This is a genomic window from Paenibacillus xylaniclasticus (assembly GCF_004001065.1).
Taxonomy (GTDB): domain Bacteria; phylum Bacillota; class Bacilli; order Paenibacillales; family Paenibacillaceae; genus Paenibacillus_T; species Paenibacillus_T xylaniclasticus.
In genome coordinates this window covers 105,198-126,136 of sequence record NZ_BIML01000007.1, presented here as the reverse complement: position 1 = coordinate 126,136, position 20,939 = coordinate 105,198, and the positions used below count along the sequence as shown (strand labels likewise).

The following is a 20,939-nucleotide window of genomic DNA, read 5'->3' as shown; positions in this document are numbered from 1 at the left end:
CGGCAGTGTCAATTATTACTATATCACATTTGCTTGCGCAAGAACCAGTTCTTCCGCAAGTTTCAATGCATCTGCCAGCTTCGAAGCGTCTTTGCCGCCTGCTTGTGCCATATCTGGACGTCCGCCGCCGCCGCCGCCGCACAGCGCAGCCGCTTCCTTAACCAGCTTGCCGGCGTTCAGCCCTTTCTTCACGAGGTCCGGCGATACCGATGCGACGAGGTTAACCTTCTCTTCTTGTGCAGCGCCCAATACGATGACAGCCGAAGACAGCTTCGATTTAAGCTCGTCAACGATACCGCGCAGCGCATCCATGCTCGGCGCGCTTACGGCTGCTGTCAGCACTGTAACGCCGCCGACCGTTTTGGCCTGCTCAATCAGCGAACCGGCCTCGATCCGGCTCAGCTTCGCCTGCAGCGATTCATTATCGCGGCTGAGCTCCTTCACTTGGCCGAACAGCGCTTCGATCCGCTTCGGCACGTCCGCCATATTCGACTTCAGCAAGCCAGCCGCCTGCTTCAGAAGATCGAATTGGCTTTCCATATACGTGTACGCATGTCGTCCCGTTACAGCTTCAATCCGGCGAACGCCGGAGCCAATGCCGCTCTCGGCAATTAGCTTAAACGTACCGATCTGAGCTGTATTGTCTACGTGAATGCCGCCGCACAGCTCGATGCTGTAGGTTCCAACTTGCACAACGCGGACGATGTCTCCATATTTCTCGCCGAACAGCGCCATTGCTCCCATTGCTTTTGCCTCTGCGATAGCCATACTTTCGATGATGACCGGCGTGCCTTTCCATATTTGCTCGTTAACGCGACGCTCGATCTCAGCCAGTTCTTCCTCCGTAATCGCACCAAAGTGCGAGAAGTCGAAGCGCAGGCTGTCCGCTTTAACCAACGAGCCCGCTTGGTTCACGTGCTCGCCGAGCACTTCCTTGAGCGCTTTGTGCAGAAGGTGCGTTGCTGTATGGTTTTTCGTAATATCATCGCGCAGATCACGGGCAACGCTGGCTTGCACGCTTTCGCCAACGCGAATCGTACCGCTTGCCACAACCGCATGATGTACCGGCTGTCCATGCGGCGCTTTCGTTACGTCTTCGACGTGAAGGACAAAGCCGTTGCCCTCAATAACGCCGCGGTCGCCGACTTGGCCGCCGCTCTCTGCATAGAATGGCGTCCGGTCAAGCAATACGAGCACGCGGCTGCCTTCGCCAGCAATATCTACAAGCGCGTCCTCGTGAACGATCGCCGTAATTTTGCCTTGTGCCTCCAACGTCGTATAACCGACGAACTCACACTTCTCCGTCAGATCAGACAGCGGTCCGCCCTGCACATTCATGCCGCCGGTCTCTTGCCGTGCTGCACGCGCACGCTCACGCTGTGCTTCCATAGCCGAATCAAAGCCGGCGCGATCGACAGTCAAGCCGTTCTCCGCCGCATAATCTTCCGTCAGATCGAACGGGAAGCCATACGTGTCATATAGGCGGAATGCATCATCTCCGCCAATCTCGCTGCGGCCTTCCGCACGAGCTTGCTCAACAAGCGCTGCAAGCAGCGTTAGGCCGTCCGACAGCGTCTCATGGAATCGTTCTTCCTCCGTACGAATGACGCGCTCGATGAACTCGCGTTTATCGACGACTTCTGGATAGTACACGCCCATGATGTCGCCTACGATCTTCGTCAACTCGAACAGGAATGGACGGTCGACTCCTAACGCTTTGCCATAACGAACGGCACGACGAAGCAACCGGCGAATGACGTAGCCGCGACCTTCGTTCGAAGGAAGAACACCGTCTCCGACAGCGAAAGCGACGGTGCGAATATGGTCAGCAATAACTTTGAGCGCAACATCATGCTCTTCGTTCTGGCGGTATGCAACTCCCGCGATCTCACACGTACGGTTAATCAGCGGAAGGAACAAATCGGTATCGAAGTTCGAATCCACATCCTGCAGAATGGAAGCGAACCGTTCAAGACCAGCACCGGTATCGATGTTCTTGTTCGGAAGCGGCGTGTAGCTGCCGTCCTTGTTATGATTGAACTGGGAGAATACGAGATTCCATACCTCTAGGAAACGCTCGTTCTCGCCTCCTGGCCAGCATTCCGGATCGTTCAGGTCACCGTACTTCTCACCGCGGTCATAGAAAATTTCTGTACATGGACCACAAGGGCCTTCACCAATATCCCAGAAGTTATCTTCCAGCTTATAGATACGCTCTGCAGGCAGACCGATTTTCTCATTCCACAGCTTGTACGCTTCTTCGTCCTCTGGATACACCGTTACAGACAGACGATTCGGATCGAAGCCAATCCACTTCTTGTCGGTAAGAAACTCCCACGCCCAAGTAATGACCTCTTCCTTGAAGTAATCGCCGATCGAGAAGTTACCCAGCATCTCGAAGAACGTATGGTGACGGCGCGTTTTGCCGACATTCTCGATGTCGTTCGTGCGAATACATTTCTGCGAATTCGTAATACGCGGATTGTCCGGAATAATGCGTCCGTCAAAATACGGCTTTAGTGGCGCCATTCCGGCATTGATCCAGAGCAGCGACGGATCGTTATGCGGCACGAGCGATGCGCTCGGTTCGATGTGGTGTCCTTTGCTTTCGAAGAAAGCAAGCCATTTGGAACGGATTTCACTAGCTTTCATGATGAATTGGCCTCCTCAATATTGACAGTAACAACAAAAACAGACGGTAAACAAAAAAAGCCCTGCTATAGACAGGGACGAGAATCTCGCGGTACCACCCTGGTTATTGCCCTCTTATGCAAGCTTGCATACTTATAACGGACAATCGCCTTCATTCGGACAATAACGGTTCCGAAGCCGGTGAAGTTCATTCACTCTCCGAAGCCAGCTTCGGCCATTCTTCGTCAACGGTTCCTTACAGCCATCACGCTTCATTACAACGCGAAGAGAACCTTCTCTGATTGACGGGCTATGGCTTACTACGACTTCATCGTAGATTTCAACCTATTATATCAAGCACACCTCATTCAAGTATAGCTCTCACCCTTAACGGCTGTCAAATTGTTCGTCTCCTAACATAATAAGCGAAGATATGCTGCACGATGACCTTTAATGCAGCGAAAATCGGCACAGCTAAAATCATACCAGCAATGCCCGCAAGCTCCCCGCCGACAAGCAGCGCAAAAATAATCGACAGTGGATGCATATGAAGCGTACGGCCGACAACCTGTGGGGATACCACATTGCTTTCAAGTATTTGGCAGAGCGTATTAACGACAACAACGAGAATCATCATTTTGATCGATATCGTTGCTGACATCAGCAGTGCAGGAGCCGCACCGAAGAACGGTCCCAAATAAGGAATTACATTCGTAACCGCTACGACAGCGGCCAGCAGCAGTGGATAAGGCATGCCGATGATCCAATAGCCGAGATAAGCGAGCACGCCGACGATCAGGCAGACGAGAAATTGTCCCCGAATATAGCTGCCGAGCGCGGCATCGATATCCTTCAACAGCCGGACCGTATGCTGGCGGTGGCTCTTCGGCACATACGTTATGACCGTCCGCTCGAACACCTCGAAGTCCTTCAATATGTAGAACGACAAGAACGGAATAATAAACAGGATGAACAGCACGTTTACCATTGCGCCAATATTGTTAACGAGATCAAATACCGACTCGGACAGCTTTTTCTCCATTTTGTATATCGAATTATTAATACCCGTCTGAATGCTGTCTGGCAGCATCGAATTGTTCAGGTCATCGACCAAATTTTTCGCACGCATCGTTAATTCCGGCGCATGCTTGTTCAACTCCTGCAGCTGCTCCATAAACATCGGGATGACATTCATCAGCACGACGATGAGAGATGTGCAGAATACAGCGTAAATCAGCAAGACGGCGACCGTTCTCGGCATCTTCCGGTCGCTGAGAAGCGTAACGATTGGATTCAGCACATAAGAAATAATCATCGCAATAAAGAAAGGTGCCAGCACGGCCTTCAAGAACGAATAAACATGTAAAAATATCGGCTTCAATAAAAGCAGCATGTACACGACAACGAGACCGAGAATCGTATAGACCAGCAGCCGAAATATGCGGTTGTTCGTGAAACGGTCCACCGAGCACGCGCCTCCTTCTTTGAGCAGCAGCGTCATACTCATTCATTATATGTACAAGCGGTTCGGATCATCCTTCACTCAGCACAAATTTACGACCTATCAGCCCCTGCTGACTCTCTTTTTACGCTTATCTGTACAAAAATAAAAAAGCTCCCTACAGGCGCATGCTTGCAGAGGGCTTCGGTGAAATGCAAAACAGACGTCCCCATGGGACGCCTGCAAGCTATTCCTCTTACATTGGCCGGTTCAAGCGAGCCTTCATCCATTTGCATGAATTTGCGGCATTTCTTCTTCGAAGAACAAATCGTCCAGCGAACTGAGCGTTCCGTCCTCCTCCACTTGATACACCGACATTTTCTCACCGTTGACGGTCAGTTCGATGAAACAGCCCCAGCAATAATACTGATGGGAACCGATTTTACCGATGTCTTTGGAATTGCAATTAGGACATCTCATCATCTTCCATTTCTCCCTATATCCGAATCGGAAGATGCGACCGGCAGCAGCTGTGCTTCGCAGCAAGCCGGAACAATTATCGCATCTTCCCCGAGCAATACAGTATCCGATTCTTCCGGCGTTCTCAGCCATTTGCGTCCTTCCAGCAAATCCGAGATAAAACCGTCCGTCAGCTCGTATCCTACTATTTGTGTACCCGAAATGGGCTCAAAATAAACATCCGATACACGACCAAGCTGAGTACCTTGTACCGTAATAACCGGCAAATCTTTAAGCTTTAGCTGCCCGGACTGAAAGCTGCGGCCTGTCCATCGATTATCCTTCGGAACGACAGCATCCCCGCCATCGATTAGAATCGCATCCTCACCGCAAGAGGCAACCTTATTCCAAGGCAATAATCGCTCCTTAGGCGGGAGCCATCTTGCGGACTCCACCACAATGCCTTGCATCATCCAGTGCTCGTCGAACCAAGCATCCTTCACTTTGCCAGATTGTTTGCCTGTATGCAGGTCGACGATCGGCAATCCGATAAGCTGCTGCAGCTTAATCAAGAGGAGTGGCCTCCTTGGGAATTATTTACGCAGTCGGCGGACAATCGTTTCAACCGATTTCGCCGCTTCGTTCAATTCCTCCAAAGTATTCCCCATTCCGAAGCTGAACCGTACGGCAGACATCAACCTATCTTCACCTACTGCCATTGCAGCTAACACATGCGAACGTTCCAGCGAACCGGATGTGCAGGCTGAACCGCCAGATACTGCAATTCCTGCCATATCCAAATTCATCAGCATCGTCTCCGTATCAATCCCTAGAAAGCTGATGTTCACAATATGCGGAAGCCGATCTGTCGGATGACCATTCACGACAATATTGCCCTCAGTCGCTAGAAGCATCAGGTCTACCCATTGTTGACGAAGCTGGTCCATAAAAAGTTTCCGAGAAGCCAACTCGTCCACTGCCGCTTTCAATGCTGCCGCAAAGCCAGTGATACCGGCAACGTTCTCAGTGCCTGCTCTTCGTTTGCGTTCCTGCGAACCGCCGTGAAGCAGCGGGGATAATGCAACCGTATTTCCGACATACAGCGCTCCTACCCCTTGCGGTCCGTTAATCTTATGTGCAGAGAAGCTCATGAGGTCCACAGGCAATCTCCCCACATTAATCGACAAGGAACCTAGTGCCTGCACCGCGTCAACGTGGAAAAGTGCTCCTCGCGCTCTGACCGCCTCACCGATCGCTTCGATCGGCTGAACAGTACCGACTTCATTGTTCGCATACATTACACTGACCAGCGCCGTCCGATCCGTCATCGCTTCGCGAACGACATCAACGGACAATTGTCCGCTCTGATCGACAGGCAGTATCGTCAGCTCGAAACCTTCCCTCTGCAGCGACTGACAAGCGTAAAGCACCGCATGATGCTCAATGGCGCTCGTAATAATATGCGTCTTACCTCGTTCCTGCATTGCCCGTGCGGCTCCGATTATCGCGAGATTGTCACTTTCTGTCCCGCCGCTGGTGAATAAAAGCTGGGCAGGCTTTGCTCCGATTAGCGATGCAATAGTATCTCGAGCCCGATTAACGCGCTGGCGCGCCTCACGCCCATACCAATGCATGCTGGACGGATTGCCCGGCCCGCTGCTCATAACGTCAACCATCGCCGATATCGCTTCCTGCCGCATCGGCGATGTTGCCGCATGATCAAAATAATACCTATTCATCGTACCGCCTCAATTCTTGATGCATAAAACAAATCTACAAGCTTAGAATCACGAGCATTCTAATCATTCAAGCCGAAGCTCTAGATGTAGAACATGTAATTGTCGATCTGTCCCTCTTCCTTGAAATTAACGAGATCGGACAACGTCGTCGAATCCAGCACGCTGGCGATGCTATCGCGAATACGAAGCCATAGATCACGCTTTGCCGGATCGTCCTCTTCCGTGAAATCGACTGGAGAGATTGGACCTTCAAGCACGCGAATCACGTCTCCAGCCGTAATATTCTCTGCTGCCTTAGACAATATGTATCCGCCATACGCTCCGCGTACGCTCTTCACTAATCCTGCATTGCGCAGCGGCGCAATCAATTGCTCAAGATAGTGCTCCGACAATTGATTCTTCTCCGCAATACTTTTAAGGGAAATGGGTCCTTCACCAAACTTTGCTGCAAGCTCCATCATAATTGTGAGACCATAACGGCCCTTCGTCGAAATTTTCAAACAATGGCACCTCATTCCATGCGTCTATTAGTTCTTATAATGGATGACCAATACGGCCCATTTAAATCATTGTATTCCCATATTACATCTATGTTAGCACATCAAGGCGACTTCGTGTACAACTATATTAAAGTTATTACAAAAAATAAGAACATTGACGCATCCTTTCTGGAACTTAAGATGAAAAAGATGAACAGGCATGATACAATACATACATTATCAGCATTGAAGGTGGTAAGCCAGCATGGACAAAACGAAAGCGCAAACGCGCGTCGTCGTCGGCATGTCCGGCGGCGTCGATTCCTCGGTTACGGCATTGCTGCTGAAGCAAGAAGGATACGACGTCATCGGTATTTTCATGAAGAATTGGGACGATACCGACGAATTCGGTCATTGCACGGCCGAAGAGGACGCCGAAGATGTCCGCCGCGTGTGCGACCAGATCGGCATTCCTTACTACACGGTTAACTTCGAGCGTCAATACTTTGACAAAGTATTTACGTACTTTCTCGATGAATATAAACGCGGTCGGACTCCGAATCCGGACGTCATGTGCAACCGGGAGATCAAGTTCGGCGAATTTCTGCAAAAGGCGTTGGACCTTGGCGCCGATTATCTAGCTACCGGACATTATGCGCGCGTCGAGCGGAATGAGCATGGCGAGACGAAGCTGCTCCGCGGAATCGACAGCAACAAGGATCAGACCTATTTCCTCCATCAACTGAATCAACAGCAGCTCGCGAAGGCGATGTTTCCAATCGGTCATTTGCCTAAGCCTGAAGTTCGCCGTATCGCCGAGGAAGCCGGCTTGGCAACCGCCAGGAAGAAAGACAGCACCGGTGTCTGCTTTATTGGCGAGCGTAATTTCAAGCAATTTCTGAGCAGCTACCTGCCCGCTCAGCCAGGTCCGATGATCGACCTGCGCACCGGCGAGACTAAAGGGCGGCACGATGGACTGATGTACTATACGCTCGGTCAGCGTCAAGGTCTTGGCATTGGCGGCTCCGGCACCGGCGAACCGTGGTTCGTTGCAGATAAGGATCTGGACAACAACATCCTATTTGTCGTCCAAGGCGACGCTCATCCGCGCCTTTATTCAGAAAGCCTCGAAGCAGAGAACATCAATTGGATCGCCCCGACGCTTCCGGAGGGTCCAATCCGCTGCACCGCGAAATTCCGCTACCGTCAAGCGGATCAAGGCGTTACCGTAACGCTTCGCGAGGACAGATCGGCAGTTGTCGTCTTCGATCAGCCGCAGAAAGCTATTACCCCCGGCCAAGCTGTCGTCTTCTATGATGGCGAAGTATGCCTTGGCGGCGGAACGATTAACCGTGTAAAGCTCGTTGATGAAGCAGCGTTCTCGATGAATGCCTGATAAATATCCGCAAATACAAAAAAAGCCGTACGAGTAGGCCTATCGCCTTCCTCCTACGGCTTTTCGTCTATGAATGCAATAAGTACAATCGTAAACTATCCCAGCTCTACGCCAAGCGACGGCTGCGCATCTCCCTGAGCCTGCTCCCTTCGGACTATAATTCTTGATATGCGCAAATGGTCGGTCTCTTCCACAATAAAGACATAATTGTCGTCCGTCCTCACCTGTTGATTGCGCTTAGGAGGAATTTCGATCTGCGAATACAGCCACCCGCCTATCGTATCATAATCATCCGACTCAATCTCAAGGCCGAAATAGCTGTTTACCTCTTCGATGAGCATCATGCCGCTAATCGAATACGTATCATCGTCTTTCTTCTCCAGCTCAGGACGCTCTTCATCGAATTCATCCTGTATTTCTCCAACGATCTCCTCCATAATGTCTTCAAGTGTCACAAGCCCGGAGGTGCCGCCATATTCATCAATCAAGATTGCAATCTGAGTCCGCCGCTTCTGCATCAGCTTCAGCAGCGTGCTGATCTGCATGGACTCGGGAACTGTTGTCATCGGACGGGTTATGGCTCGAATGTCGTTCAGATCGTGCGAAGATACCTTTAGAATGTCCTTAATATGCACAAAACCGATAATGTTGTCCTTATCCCCATCGCATACCGGGTAACGAGTATGCATTTCTTTCAGTGCGATCGCCTTATTCTCCTCGAATGACATGTTGACGTACAAGCAGACCATTTCTGTACGGGGAATCATAATTTCACGGGCATTCGTCTCCGCGAACTCAAAAATGTTGTCGACAAGTGTCAGCTCCGTGTTATCGATCAATCCGTTCTTGTGACTCTCCTTAACGAGAATACGAATTTCTTCTTCCGTATGCGCCGAATCCTGCTCAGAAGCCGGCTCTACTCCAACAAGCTTCAACAGACGGTTAGCCAAGCCGTTAAGCACCCATATGAACGGATACATCATTTTGTGAAACATAACAAGCGGTACAGCCGCAAGCAGTGTGACACTCTCGGATTTCCGAATGGCAATCGTCTTCGGCGCCAATTCTCCGAGAACGATATGAAGCACGGTAATGAACGTGAAAGCAATCGCGAATGCAACCGTGTGCGACAGCACCTCGCTGTGAAAACCAAGCTGTGAGAACCATCGTTCCAGCATGCTAGCGATGGCCGGCTCGCCGATCCAGCCAAGTCCGAGCGAAGCCAGTGTAATTCCAAGCTGACATGCTGACAAGTAACCGTCGAGATTGTTCGTCAGATGGGTGGCGAACAGAGCGCGACGATGACCGCCGGAGGCGAGTGAATCGATGCGACTGCTCCTTACTTTAACCATTGCGAATTCCGCTGCAACGAAAAAACCGTTCATCATGACCAACAAAACAACCAGTACCAATTTTAAACTTAACGGTAACGGGTCACTGCTCAACGAATCCCTGCCAACCGCATGCTGCACGAATGCAGACTCCATACGATGGCAGGTGCACCTCCTTTATTTTGAACGAATCGCGTAAATTTACCAAATTATATAGCAATAGCTTAGTCGATAGACAACAGCTGCGTCAAACCGTACCATCAGCGCAAAGCGCTGTAATCGGTCCGTATTCCACTTTATTCGGGATTGAGTCCCTAATATGCCAATGATTCGCACGTATGCGGCCGCATTCAAGCCGATTTGCATGATTTATACGAAAAAACAGGCAAAAAATAAAGCGACGAAAAAAATAAAAGCCGACGCTGCTAACGCTGGATACTCAGCGAAAGAGCGTACGACTTTTATCTTTTATCAAAACAATAATTTAGCTGAACCAGTCCAAGACGGTTTGAACGAGTAAATAAATATTTAGACCAGCAATTATAGTAGCTATTGTCCATGCTGTAATTTGCAGCCAGAGCTTATTCGCAAACTCCCCCATTTTCGCCTTATCGCTCGTGAACTTCACAAGTGGTATAACAGCAAAAGAGAGCTGCAACGATAGAATCACCTGGCTTAAAATTAGCAGATCGGCTGTACCAGAATCGCCCATAATCCCGATGACGATAACGGCCGGCACAACTGCGATCATACGGGTAATGAGTCTGCGCAGCCAAGACGGCAGACGAATATTTAGAAACCCTTCCATCACAATCTGTCCTGCCAGTGTGCCGGTTAGCGTCGCATTCTGACCCGCCGCCAGCAGCGCGACGCCGAATAGAATGCTTGCCGCTGACGTCCCAAGCAGTGGAGCCAGCATATGATAGGCATCGCCGATTTCGGCAATCGTTGTATTCCCCGTCGTATGGAACGTTGCTGCAGCAATAATCAATATCGCAGCGTTAATGAACAGTGCAAGCGATAATGCGAAGGTCGAATCAGCAGTCGCATAACGAATCGCCTGCCGCTTGCCCTGGGGCGTCTGCTCGAACTGCCTCGTCTGCACGATCGAGGAATGCAAGTATAGATTATGCGGCATTACCGTTGCTCCGAGTATACCGATGCCGATATAGAGCATTTCTGGATTCGTGAATATTTCCGTGCTCGGCGCGAAAAATCCGTTCACGATGCCGCCGGCATCCGGCTTCGCCCACACTATGACGATCAAGAAGCAAACACCGATAGTTCCGATAAGCGTAATGACAAGCGCTTCGATATACCGGAACCCTTTGTTCTGCAGCAGCAGCACGAGAAAAACGTCAATAACCGTAATAAGAACGCCGTATATGATCGGAATGCCGAACAGCAAATTAAGCGCAATAGCTGTACCGAGCACCTCCGCCAAGTCGCAGGCAGCAATAGCAAGCTCGCACAGCACCCATAGTGCAACGGCCACAGGCTTACTGTAATGATCCCGGCACGCTTGCGCTAAGTCTCTTCCCGTGACAATGCCAAGCTTCCCGGCGAGCCCCTGAAGCAGCATGGCCATCACATTCGACAGCAAAATAATGAAGAGCAGTGAATAACCGAACATCGAGCCGCCGGCAATATCGGTAGCCCAGTTTCCGGGATCCATATATCCAACCGCGACGAGGTAACCGGGACCGGCAAACGCAAGAAATTTGCGGAACCAAGATCCGGTCTTCGGAATTTTCATGGAACGATGCACTTCAGGAAGACTAACGGCATCCTGCTCGCGGTTCCAGCCCTGCTTGTGTATGACCATTCTGGATTCTTTATTCAAGATGAATCACCTCATCTCTTATAAGATGCTAGTTTTTGTACTAGGCAAATGGTTTTGCTCTAGGTCAACTTTTATCGTAAAAAAAAGCTATGTCGTCATTGTATGCCTCGAAATACAGTAATGTGCCTAATTTCATTGTACATTGCCAAAAAAGTTTGTCAATTGCAACTTTTTTGGGACTAACATAATTTCGAGCATATATGAGTAGATTAATGTCCACTACCTGCTAGTGTACCGATTTCTTCAGCCCTTACTCTTCCAAATGAAGGGCCTGAATCTCAATGTAGATCATGGATAACAAAAAAAACAGCACGGTTTCCCGATGCTGTCTTGTAATCCAGCCTTATTCATTTATTTCTTCGCCCGCTTATCCTTATTACGTCTAAGCTGTTGATTCTGGCGGATTTTATCCTCCATCCCCTGCTCAGAAGCCTCGTAGAAATGCTGCCCATGTAGAGAATCCGGCAAGTATTGCTGGGTTACATAATTTCCCGGGAAATCATGCGGATATTGATAGCCGACATGCCCGAGCTTAACGGCTCCTTTGTAATGCGCATCTCGCAAATGAAGCGGAACTTCCAGCGTTCCCGACTGTTCGATGATGCCCATCGCTTTACTAATCGCAACCGCCGTTGCATTCGACTTCGGACTTTCGACCGCGAACAGAATGGCCTGCGCGATATTGTATTTGGCCTCCGGCCAGCCAATCTTCCGATAAGCCTCCAGCGCTGTTGTCGCCTGCACCATCGCTTGCGGATTCGCAAGACCTATGTCCTCACTGCATGCAACAATAAGACGGCGGATGAACGTCATCGGCTCCATGCCAAGCTTCTCGACAGCATACAGAAACCAGAATAATGCAGCGTCGCTCGATCCACGGACACTTTTATGAAAGGCGGAAAGCACGTCGTATTGCGTCGACTCATCCGCCTTCGCGATTGGCTTGCGCACCGATTCCTGCGCAACTTCTAGAGTAAGATGTACGGAACCGTCTGGCTCAGACGGCGTCGTGACGGCTGCTAGCTCCAGCGCATTCAGCGCCCGTCGGATGTCTCCCCCGGCCGTCTGGGCAATATGCTCAAGCGCATCCTCGTCTACCTTCAGCTTCATAAAGCCGAGCCCTCGTCCTTCGTCGGCCAATGCTCGGAGCATCGCTTCGCGGGCATGCTTCTTCGTAAGCGGCTCCAGCTGAAACAACGTAGACCGGGACAATAATGCACCATTCACATAATGAAACGGATTCTCCGTCGTTGCACCGATAAAGATAATAATTCCCTGCTCTACTGCTGGCAATAGCGCGTCCTGCCGGGAGGAGTTGAAACGATGCACCTCGTCCAGAAACAAGATCGTCTTACGCCCGTACAGCGACTTCGATGACTTCGCCCGGTCGATAACGTCCCGCACATCTTTAACCGATGCATCGACAGCATTCAGCTTTACGAATTCAGCTTCTGTACGACGCGAAATAATGTGTGCCAGCGTCGTTTTGCCGCATCCGGGCGGACCGTACAATATAATCGACGATACCCGATCGCCCTCAATCGCACGCCTAAGCAGCTTACCTGGTCCTACGATATGCTCCTGCCCAATATATTCGTCCAACGTCTCGGGACGCATTCGATCCGCAAGCAGCCTCGCCCTCGGCGTCTGCTCCTCGCCATAGCTGAATAAATCCATGATGGCTGCAGCTCCTTCGTTCCATATCCTAATCTTTATTTTAGCACATCAGCCAATGGCCCGCACATTTGTTCGACTAAGAAAACCGTTCATCACTCTCTAATTGAAGAAAAAGCTGACCGATTACCAATAGGCATATCGGTCAGCTTTATATCATTTATCGCTAGGCAGCTTCAGGCTGAACGACAGCTTCTCAGCGCTTGCGTCAACTCAGTTCTGCTCACTCTGGCGACGGGCCTACAGAACCGCTGCCTTCATGCCTTTTGTAAGCCGAACCATCTTGAGCGCGTTATCTGCCGTCATTACACACCTGCCGCCCTCGCTTCTGCTATTTGGGTTTCGCTTCCAGCAGCTCCTTAATGCAGACGCTGACCATAATCAAGCCGGCCACCGGCGGCACGAACGCGTTACTTGCAGGCGGCTGCTGCGCCTTGCGAATTTCTGGCGCATTCTCCGGCACGATCCGCTGCGTTACGTCCTCACGCGGCTTCATTGGCTCCTCCGACGAGAAGACAACCTTCACGCCTTTCTTAATCCCATCCTTACGCAGCTTCTGACGTACAACGCGTGCAATCGGATCGGTATGCGTCTTGCTAATATCGACGACCTGGAACTTCGTCGGGTCCATTTTGTTCGCTGCACCCATGCTGGAGATGACTGGAATATTACGCTCCAGGCACTGCTTGATCAGATGGACCTTGTACCCGATCGTATCTGAAGCATCAAGCACATAGTCCAGTTTATATTCGAACAGCTTCTCGTACGTCTCCTCCGTATAGAACATGCGAAGCGCTACCGCATCACATTCCGGATTAATCAGCTTGATCCGATCACGCATCAAGTCCGCCTTCGGCTGACCGACCGTCGTCGTCAACGCATGAATCTGTCGGTTAATATTCGTAATGTCTACGACATCTTTATCGATCAAAATGATACGGCCGACGCCCGTACGCGCCAGCGCTTCCGCCGCGATCGAGCCGACGCCGCCAATACCGAGCACCGCCACCGTGCTTCCTTTCAGCACTTCAAGTCCTTCCGGACCGATGGCCAGCTCCGTACGCGAGAATTGGTGCAGCATAATCAGGCCTCCTCATACTTATGCAGGATAGGTCGTATTTATGGAAAAATGTCCGGCGCTATGCTGCCTGCAAGATGCAGCAGCCTCGAACGCCGGACGTAATACTTCGCTTGAAGGCAGCTGCCGCCTTCATCCAAGCAGGCGACATCGGCTACCAGTAGAAGCGCAGCCTTATGCTTTCGGCGCGCCGGCTGCTGCTGCAGGCTTCGCGCTAGGCTTCGGCACGGTACGGACGTGCAGCTGCTCGAGCTGAGACAACTCGACCTGAGACGGAGCACCAACCATAACGTCGGTTGCGCTAGCTGTTTTAGGGAACGCGATCGTCTCGCGCAGGTTCGAACGACCCGCCAGCAGCATGACAAGACGGTCTAGGCCGAACGCAATACCGCCGTGCGGAGGAGTGCCGTACTCGAACGCTTCGAGCAAATATCCGAACTGTTCATAGGCCTGCTCCATCGTAAAGCCAAGCGTCTTGAACATAAGCTCCTGCACATCACGCTTATAAATCCGCATCGAGCCGCCGCCGATCTCATAACCGTTAAGCACGATGTCATACGCTTGTGCGCGCACTTTGCCTGGATCTGTCTCAAGCAGTGCGAGGTCATCGTCGTTCGGACGCGTGAACGGATGGTGCATCGCCACATAACGCTTCTCCTCTTCGTCCCACTCGAGCAGCGGGAAGTCCACAACCCACAGGAACTTGAACTTCGAATCGTCGATAAGGCCAAGGTCACGGCCAAGCTTCAGACGCAGATTGCCAAGCACGTCAGCGACAACCTTCGGCTTGTCAGCCGAGAACGTCAGCAGGTCTCCTTCCTCGACACCCAGACGCTCCGTCAACGCTTCGATTTCTTCCGGCTTCAGGAACTTCACGATCGGACCTCTCCATTCGCCGTCCTTCACCGTAATCCAGGCTAGACCTTTACCTCCGTAACGGGCTGCGAATGGCTGCAGGTCGTCAAGCTCCTTGCGGCTCCAGCTCGCGCAGCCCTTGGCATTCAGCGCTTTAACGACGCCGCCGGATGCTGCTACGGATGCGAATACTTTCACGTCGCTGCTTGCAACAATGTCCGTAATATTCTTAATTTCGAGATCGAAACGAAGGTCCGGCTTGTCAGAACCATATTTGTCCATCGCTTCAGCATACGTAATGCGTTGGAACGGCAATGGAATTTCAACGCCGATCGTCTCGCGGAAAATACGAGCCATCAATCGCTCCATCATCTCGAGCAGCTGATCCCGTGACATGAACGACGTCTCAATGTCCACCTGCGTGAACTCCGGCTGACGATCAGCGCGAAGATCCTCGTCGCGGAAGCAGCGAGCAACTTGGTAGTAACGCTCCAATCCACCAACCATCAGCAGCTGCTTGAACAGCTGTGGAGATTGCGGAAGCGCATAGAACTCCTCCGGATGAACGCGGCTCGGCACGAGATAATCGCGTGCACCTTCCGGTGAACTTCTCGTCAGAATCGGCGTTTCTACGTCGAGGAAGCCTTCAGAGTCAAGGAAGTCGCGGAACACCTTCGTCGTCTTCGAACGGAGCAGCATCGTACGCTGCATCTCCGGACGGCGCAGGTCGAGATAACGGTGCTTCAGACGAATTGGCTCGTCAACCTCAACGCCATCCTCGATTGGGAACGGCGGCGTCTTCGCTGTGTTCAAAATTTCGATTTCTGTAACGCGGATTTCAATCTCGCCTGTCGGAATGTTCGGGTTGAACGTTTCTGGATCGCGCTCAACCACTTTGCCGCTAACGGCAAGCACATACTCGTTGCGCGCCCGATCGGCGATTTCGAGTGCTGCTCCAGAGAAATCTGGATTAAATACGATTTGAACGAGACCCGTACGGTCACGCAGGTCGATGAACAATACGCCGCCAAGGTCGCGACGGCGCTGTACCCAGCCGTTTAGCGTAACGACTTGGCCGACATCGGCTTTCGTTAACGTGCCGCAGGAATGAGTTTTCAACATCATGGTCAATCATTCTCCTCTATAAAAATGTTAGAATACTTTACTTTTCTTATTTACTTGCTGCTTTTAATCTCGTCCGCCAGCTCGTGAAGCGCAACGAACCGCTGCTCGCCTGTCGCCATATGCTTCAAAGCGATTTCCCCACGGGCCAGCTCATCATCGCCGAGAATGACCGTATAGCGGGCCTGCAGCCGGTCGGCCGATTTCATCTGTGCCTTCATTTTACGGCCCTGGTAATCGCGCTCGACAGCCAGCCCTTCGAGCCGCAGCTGGTGAATAAGCTTCGCTGTTTCCCGTTCTGCCGCTTCGCCAAGCGCAATGACGTAAGCATCAATGGCATGCAAATTCGGCAGCTCCGCCTGCTGATGCTCAAGCAGCATAACCGTTCGCTCAAGACCTAACCCGAGACCGACGCCAGGCTGATCCGGACCGCCGATCTCTGCGACTAAGCCGTTATAACGGCCGCCGCCGCCGATCGTATCAATTGCTCCAATGCCTTCCGCCTTGTACTCGAACGCCGTATGCGTGTAATAATCGAGACCGCGAACGAGTCGTGGATTAACCGAGAACGGAATTTTCATATCGGTCAAATAAGCTTGCAGCTTCTCAAAATGCGTCCGGCACTCCTCATCAAGGCTGTCCACAATAGACGGCGCACCTTCGAAATGAGCTTGGTCTACCTTACAGTCAAGCACACGCAGCGGATTGCGATCTATACGCGACTGGCAATCCTTGCACAGCACGCCGCGCTTCGGCTCCAAGAATGCAAGCAGCCGCTCGCGGAATGCGGAGCGTACGGACGGCGTACCGACGGAGTTAATTTCGACGCGAACGCCCTTCAAGCCAACCTCCGTATAGAACGTATAACCGAGCGCAATGACCTCTGCATCCAGCGCTGGATCTACTGCACCGAGCGCCTCGATACCGAACTGATGAAATTGACGGTACCGTCCCGCCTGCGCACGTTCATAACGGAACATCGGACCGATATAGTACAGCTTCGTCAAATCCGGCTCGCCGTACAGTTTATTCTCTACGAAGGCACGAACAGCGCCAGCGGTTCCTTCTGGGCGGAGCGTCAAGCTGCGGTCGCCTCGATCGGTGAACGTATACATTTCTTTCTCGACGATATCCGTCGTCTCGCCGACGCCCCGCTGGAACAGCTCGGTCGCTTCGAAGATCGGCGTCCGGATTTCGCGGAAATTGAAGCGGCGGCATATATCGCGCGCTTTGCTCTCAACGAACTGCCAACGCTCTACAGCGCCTGGCAGAAAGTCCTGCGTTCCCGGCGGTTTCTGGAATGCCATGTCAATCCCCCTGATTCTGTTCAATAATAAAAAAACTCCCGTCCCTGAAGATCGATTGCCCGATCTGTCAGGGACGAGAGATTGCTGCTTCTCCCGTGGTGCCACCCACATTCCGGTCCCGTCTGCATCGTAACAGCTTAACATCTGTTCGATCAGCAGAACCGCTTCAAACGGTTAACGCCCGTTACACGCGCTACGGCTAATGATGACGGTGTCTCATGCTTACAGCCTCTACTGAAGCCGCTGCTACCATCCGTCCGTTCACCGCACGTTCTCCGGGAAGTCCTTCCCCACCGCCATCATAAAGACGCTTCCAGCCTAGACGTCTCTCTCTGTATACGTGCACGAGGGTACTCTATCCCATCATCGAATCGACCACTTATTCCTTTAAATTTTACTCGTACCTGCATCCGAAGTCAAGCCACAAATTGCTCACCCTAAGGACAGAAAAAAGCCTGCAGCACCAATCTGCAGGCTATCCAAATATATTATTAAAAAGGGGGTCGAGATCTAGTATAGACCGGTCATGTTAAAACAAGATGATAATCGGATTACAAACAGATTACAATAAATAAAGCGTTTACTTATGTAAACGTTTAATATCCGAATGAGCAGCCGTTCATCCGGTATATGAGTCTACCTCACAGCTTTATTCGGATCCTTGCTCCCTGCCATGACGCCTCGCCGGCATCGTGCCGTACGCCCATTCGGCGGCGGCCTCCATCTCGTCCTCCCACTCATCGAGCAGCATCGCTTCCTTACGGTCAGCCGACAGCAGCCTGTTAGATGCCCGCTGAATACTCTGCTCCTTACGCGATTGATGCATCGGATACACTCCTATCCGGTTAAGTAGTTACGCACGTGTACTCTACCGATAGTGTTTCCGAATTTTGAGCATCTATTCTATTCGTAAACAGCAAAACAGCCGAAGCTACTCGCTTCGGCTGTCCAATATAAGCGTAACCGGGCCCCAATTGATAAGGGATACGTCCATCATTGCCCCGAATACACCGGTCGCAACGCGCAATCCTGAAGCCTGCAACAGCTCATTGAACCGGTTATACAACGCTTCTGCCGGCTCCGGCCGTGCTGCGGTCATAAAGTTCGGACGCTTGCCCTTACGGCAATCCCCATACAGCGTAAATTGCGAAATCGACAAAATATCACCGCCGACATCCTGAACGGAAAGATTCATTTTGCCGGACTCATCTTCGAAAATACGCAAGCCTGCAACCTTATCCGCAAGCCACTTGGCGTCCGCCTCCGTATCCTCATGTGTTACGCCGACGAGCAGCACGAGCCCTTGTTCAATCTCGCCGACAACGCTGCCTTCCACTTCAACCGAGGCGCGCTTGCTTCGCTGCACAACAACTCTCACATTCAGCCCTCACTTACCGCTATTGCATAATCCTCTGTACAGAATAAATATCTTTCACTCGTTTAATCTTCTCGACTACCGATTCCAAATGCTGCACATTGCGAATCAGAATCGTCATATGAATCATCGCCATCTTATTCTTGACGGCGCGGCTCGTCACCGCCGAGATGTTCGTCTTACTCTCGGACACCGCCTGCAGCACCTCGTTCAATACACCTCTGCGATCATGACCGGTAATCTCGATATCAACGCTGTAGTTCGCTTCAATCGAATCTTCCCATTCGACCTCAATTACACGTTCTGCCTCTTCACCTTCACCGCTCACTGGTATATTCGTACAATCCAGCCGATGTACGGACACGCCTCGTCCCCTCGTAATGTAGCCGATAATCTCGTCTCCAGGCACCGGGTTACAGCAGCGGGCGAACCGAACGAGCAGGTTGTCAATGCCTTTGACGGTAACCCCGTAATTCGGCCGTTTCTTATTAGCACCCGGCGTCTTCATCTCACGCGGCTCGCTCGTCAGCTCAATAAGGCTCGCTTCCTCAGCCTCCTTGCGGAGACGCTCCGTCAGCTTGGAGCATACCTGTGCAGCTGTAATCCCATTAAAGCCGATCGCTGACAGCATATCCTCTACATCATTGAACGTGAACTTCGTCGCAACCTCCTGCAGCTTATCGTCAGTCAGCCAGACTGAAGCCTCCAGACCGAGACGTTTAATCTCACGCTCAAGCAGCTCGCGTCCCTTAGAGACGTTCTCTTCACGCTTCTCTTTCTTGAACCATTGCTTAATCTTGCTGCGGGCGTGCGATGACTGTGCAATTTTGATCCAGTCCTGACTCGGTCCATACGAGTGCTTGGACGTTAATATTTCAACAATATCACCCGTCTTCAGCTTATGGTCGAGCGGCACGATACGTCCGTTCACCTTCGCGCCAATGGTCCGGTTGCCAACCTCGGTATGGATGCGATAAGCGAAATCTAGCGGCACAGAGCCTGCCGGCAGCTCGAACACTTCCCCCTTCGGCGTGAACACAAACACGAGGTCGGAGAAGAAGTCCATCTTAAGCGATTCAACAAACTCCGAGGCATCCTTCGCATCCTGCTGAAGCTCCAATATTTCACGGAACCACGACATTTTATCTTCAAAATTGCCGCTGGCGACGACATGGTTGCCGCCTTCCTTGTAAGCCCAGTGTGCTGCTACGCCGTACTCGCTCGTCCGATGCATGTCCCACGTACGGATTTGCACCTCGGTCGGCTCGCCATTCTGTCCGATAACCGTCGTATGAAGCGACTGATACATATTAGCCTTCGGCATTGCGATGTAGTCTTTAAAGCGGCCGGGCATCGGGCGCCAGAGAGTATGGATGATTCCGAGCGTTGCGTAACAATCTTTAATATTGTCCACAATAATACGAATGGCAAGCAGGTCATAAATTTCGTTGAACTGCTTGTTTTTCATAGTCATTTTCTTATAAATACTGTATATATGCTTCGGCCGTCCCGATATATCGCCCTCAATGCCCATCTCATCGAGCTTCTCCTGGATTCGCCCGATTACTTCTGCAATATACTGCTCCCGCTCAGTCCGCTTCTTCTTCATCAGATTCGCAATCCGGTAGTACTGCTGCGGATTCAAGTAACGAAGCGCAATGTCCTCCATCTCCCACTTGATCGCACTGATCCCGAGCCGATGAGCAATTGGACAAAATATTTCGAGAGTCTCGTAAGCAATGCGGCGCTGCGCTTCCTCCGATTGAAACTTCAGCGTACGCATATTATGAAGCCGGTCCGCCAGCTTAATTAGAATGACCCGAATGTCCTGTGCCATTGCGACGAACATTTTACGGTAGTTCTCATTCTGCTGCTCTTCCTTAGACCGGAATTTAATTTTCTCCAGCTTGGTCAATCCGTCGACAAGCATCGCGCATGTATCGCCGAAACGGGTCCGGACCGCTTCAAGATCTACTGTCGTATCTTCAACAACGTCATGAAGCAAAGCCGCAATAATCGACATGACGTCCATCTGCATGTCGACAAGAATATCGGCTACGGCAACAGGATGCAGAATATACGGCTCACCCGATTTGCGGACTTGGCCGTAATGCGCCTGCTCCGCAAATTCGTACGCTTCGCGCACGCGCAGCAGATCCTGTTCCTTCATATAGGTCGATGCCTTTTCAAGTAACTGCTCTATGCCCAT

At 51.4% G+C, this 20,939-nt stretch carries 17 protein-coding genes; 1 reads left to right on the top strand and 16 read right to left on the bottom strand.

The window, feature by feature from the left end; genetic code table 11:
* Window positions 1-18: 18 nt before the first annotated feature.
* The 6 genes from alaS to cymR form a co-directional block, all read right to left on the bottom strand.
* Complete coding sequence (gene alaS / locus PXY01_RS11055; RefSeq protein ID WP_127569912.1) at window positions 19-2,652, bottom strand: alanine--tRNA ligase; 2,634 nt, start codon at window positions 2,650-2,652, stop codon at window positions 19-21.
* A gap of 376 nt (window positions 2,653-3,028) precedes the next feature.
* Window positions 3,029-4,096, bottom strand: coding sequence for an AI-2E family transporter (locus PXY01_RS11050; RefSeq protein ID WP_127569911.1), 1,068 nt, complete (start codon window positions 4,094-4,096; stop codon window positions 3,029-3,031).
* A gap of 258 nt (window positions 4,097-4,354) precedes the next feature.
* Window positions 4,355-4,555, bottom strand: coding sequence for a YrzR-like zinc ribbon domain (locus tag PXY01_RS11045; RefSeq protein WP_127529662.1), 201 nt, complete (start codon window positions 4,553-4,555; stop codon window positions 4,355-4,357).
* On the bottom strand, window positions 4,552-5,103 hold the full coding sequence (locus PXY01_RS11040) for a PRC-barrel domain-containing protein (RefSeq protein WP_127569910.1): 552 nt from the start codon (window positions 5,101-5,103) through the stop codon (window positions 4,552-4,554). Before PXY01_RS11040 ends, PXY01_RS11045 begins: the two co-directional genes overlap by 4 nt.
* Before the next feature lie 21 nt (window positions 5,104-5,124).
* Window positions 5,125-6,270, bottom strand: coding sequence for a cysteine desulfurase family protein (locus tag PXY01_RS11035; RefSeq protein WP_127569909.1), 1,146 nt, complete (start codon window positions 6,268-6,270; stop codon window positions 5,125-5,127).
* 80 nt (window positions 6,271-6,350) lie between these two features.
* Window positions 6,351-6,770, bottom strand: coding sequence for a cysteine metabolism transcriptional regulator CymR (gene cymR, locus PXY01_RS11030; protein ID WP_127569908.1), 420 nt, complete (start codon window positions 6,768-6,770; stop codon window positions 6,351-6,353).
* Window positions 6,771-7,014: 244 nt separating this feature from the next.
* On the opposite strand from cymR, the gene mnmA reads away from it, so the two are divergent.
* Window positions 7,015-8,145, top strand: a complete 1,131-nt coding sequence (mnmA, locus tag PXY01_RS11025; protein WP_127569907.1) for a tRNA 2-thiouridine(34) synthase MnmA — start codon at window positions 7,015-7,017, stop codon at window positions 8,143-8,145.
* Between the two features lie 95 nt (window positions 8,146-8,240).
* On the opposite strand, the gene PXY01_RS11020 is transcribed toward mnmA, so the two are convergent.
* From PXY01_RS11020 to PXY01_RS10985, 10 genes are all read right to left on the bottom strand, one after another.
* Window positions 8,241-9,632, bottom strand: a complete 1,392-nt coding sequence (locus tag PXY01_RS11020; RefSeq protein WP_127569906.1) for a hemolysin family protein — start codon at window positions 9,630-9,632, stop codon at window positions 8,241-8,243.
* 328 nt (window positions 9,633-9,960) lie between these two features.
* Window positions 9,961-11,301 (bottom strand): Nramp family divalent metal transporter, encoded by a 1,341-nt coding sequence (locus PXY01_RS11015; protein ID WP_127570006.1) that lies wholly within the window; start codon window positions 11,299-11,301, stop codon window positions 9,961-9,963.
* A gap of 369 nt (window positions 11,302-11,670) precedes the next feature.
* Window positions 11,671-12,996 (bottom strand): replication-associated recombination protein A, encoded by a 1,326-nt coding sequence (locus PXY01_RS11010; protein ID WP_127569905.1) that lies wholly within the window; start codon window positions 12,994-12,996, stop codon window positions 11,671-11,673.
* A gap of 328 nt (window positions 12,997-13,324) precedes the next feature.
* Window positions 13,325-14,074 carry a tRNA threonylcarbamoyladenosine dehydratase gene (locus PXY01_RS11005; RefSeq protein WP_127569904.1) on the bottom strand — a complete coding sequence of 250 codons (750 nt, stop codon included), beginning with the start codon at window positions 14,072-14,074 and terminating at the stop codon, window positions 13,325-13,327.
* A 171-nt stretch (window positions 14,075-14,245) separates the two neighbouring features.
* On the bottom strand, window positions 14,246-16,051 hold the full coding sequence (gene aspS, locus PXY01_RS11000) for an aspartate--tRNA ligase (RefSeq protein ID WP_127569903.1): 1,806 nt from the start codon (window positions 16,049-16,051) through the stop codon (window positions 14,246-14,248).
* 50 nt (window positions 16,052-16,101) lie between these two features.
* Entirely contained in the window at window positions 16,102-17,355 is a 1,254-nt protein-coding gene (gene hisS / locus PXY01_RS10995; RefSeq protein WP_127569902.1) for a histidine--tRNA ligase, read from the bottom strand.
* A 199-nt stretch (window positions 17,356-17,554) separates the two neighbouring features.
* Window positions 17,555-17,701 (bottom strand): hypothetical protein, encoded by a 147-nt coding sequence (locus PXY01_RS22340; protein ID WP_164744382.1) that lies wholly within the window; start codon window positions 17,699-17,701, stop codon window positions 17,555-17,557.
* 303 nt (window positions 17,702-18,004) lie between these two features.
* Window positions 18,005-18,181 (bottom strand): hypothetical protein, encoded by a 177-nt coding sequence (locus PXY01_RS22335; RefSeq protein ID WP_164744381.1) that lies wholly within the window; start codon window positions 18,179-18,181, stop codon window positions 18,005-18,007.
* A 105-nt stretch (window positions 18,182-18,286) separates the two neighbouring features.
* A complete protein-coding gene (gene dtd / locus PXY01_RS10990; RefSeq protein WP_127569901.1) occupies window positions 18,287-18,733 on the bottom strand; it encodes a D-aminoacyl-tRNA deacylase in 447 nt (148 codons plus the stop codon).
* 19 nt (window positions 18,734-18,752) lie between these two features.
* Window positions 18,753-20,939 carry a RelA/SpoT family protein gene (locus tag PXY01_RS10985; protein WP_127569900.1) on the bottom strand — a complete coding sequence of 729 codons (2,187 nt, stop codon included), beginning with the start codon at window positions 20,937-20,939 and terminating at the stop codon, window positions 18,753-18,755.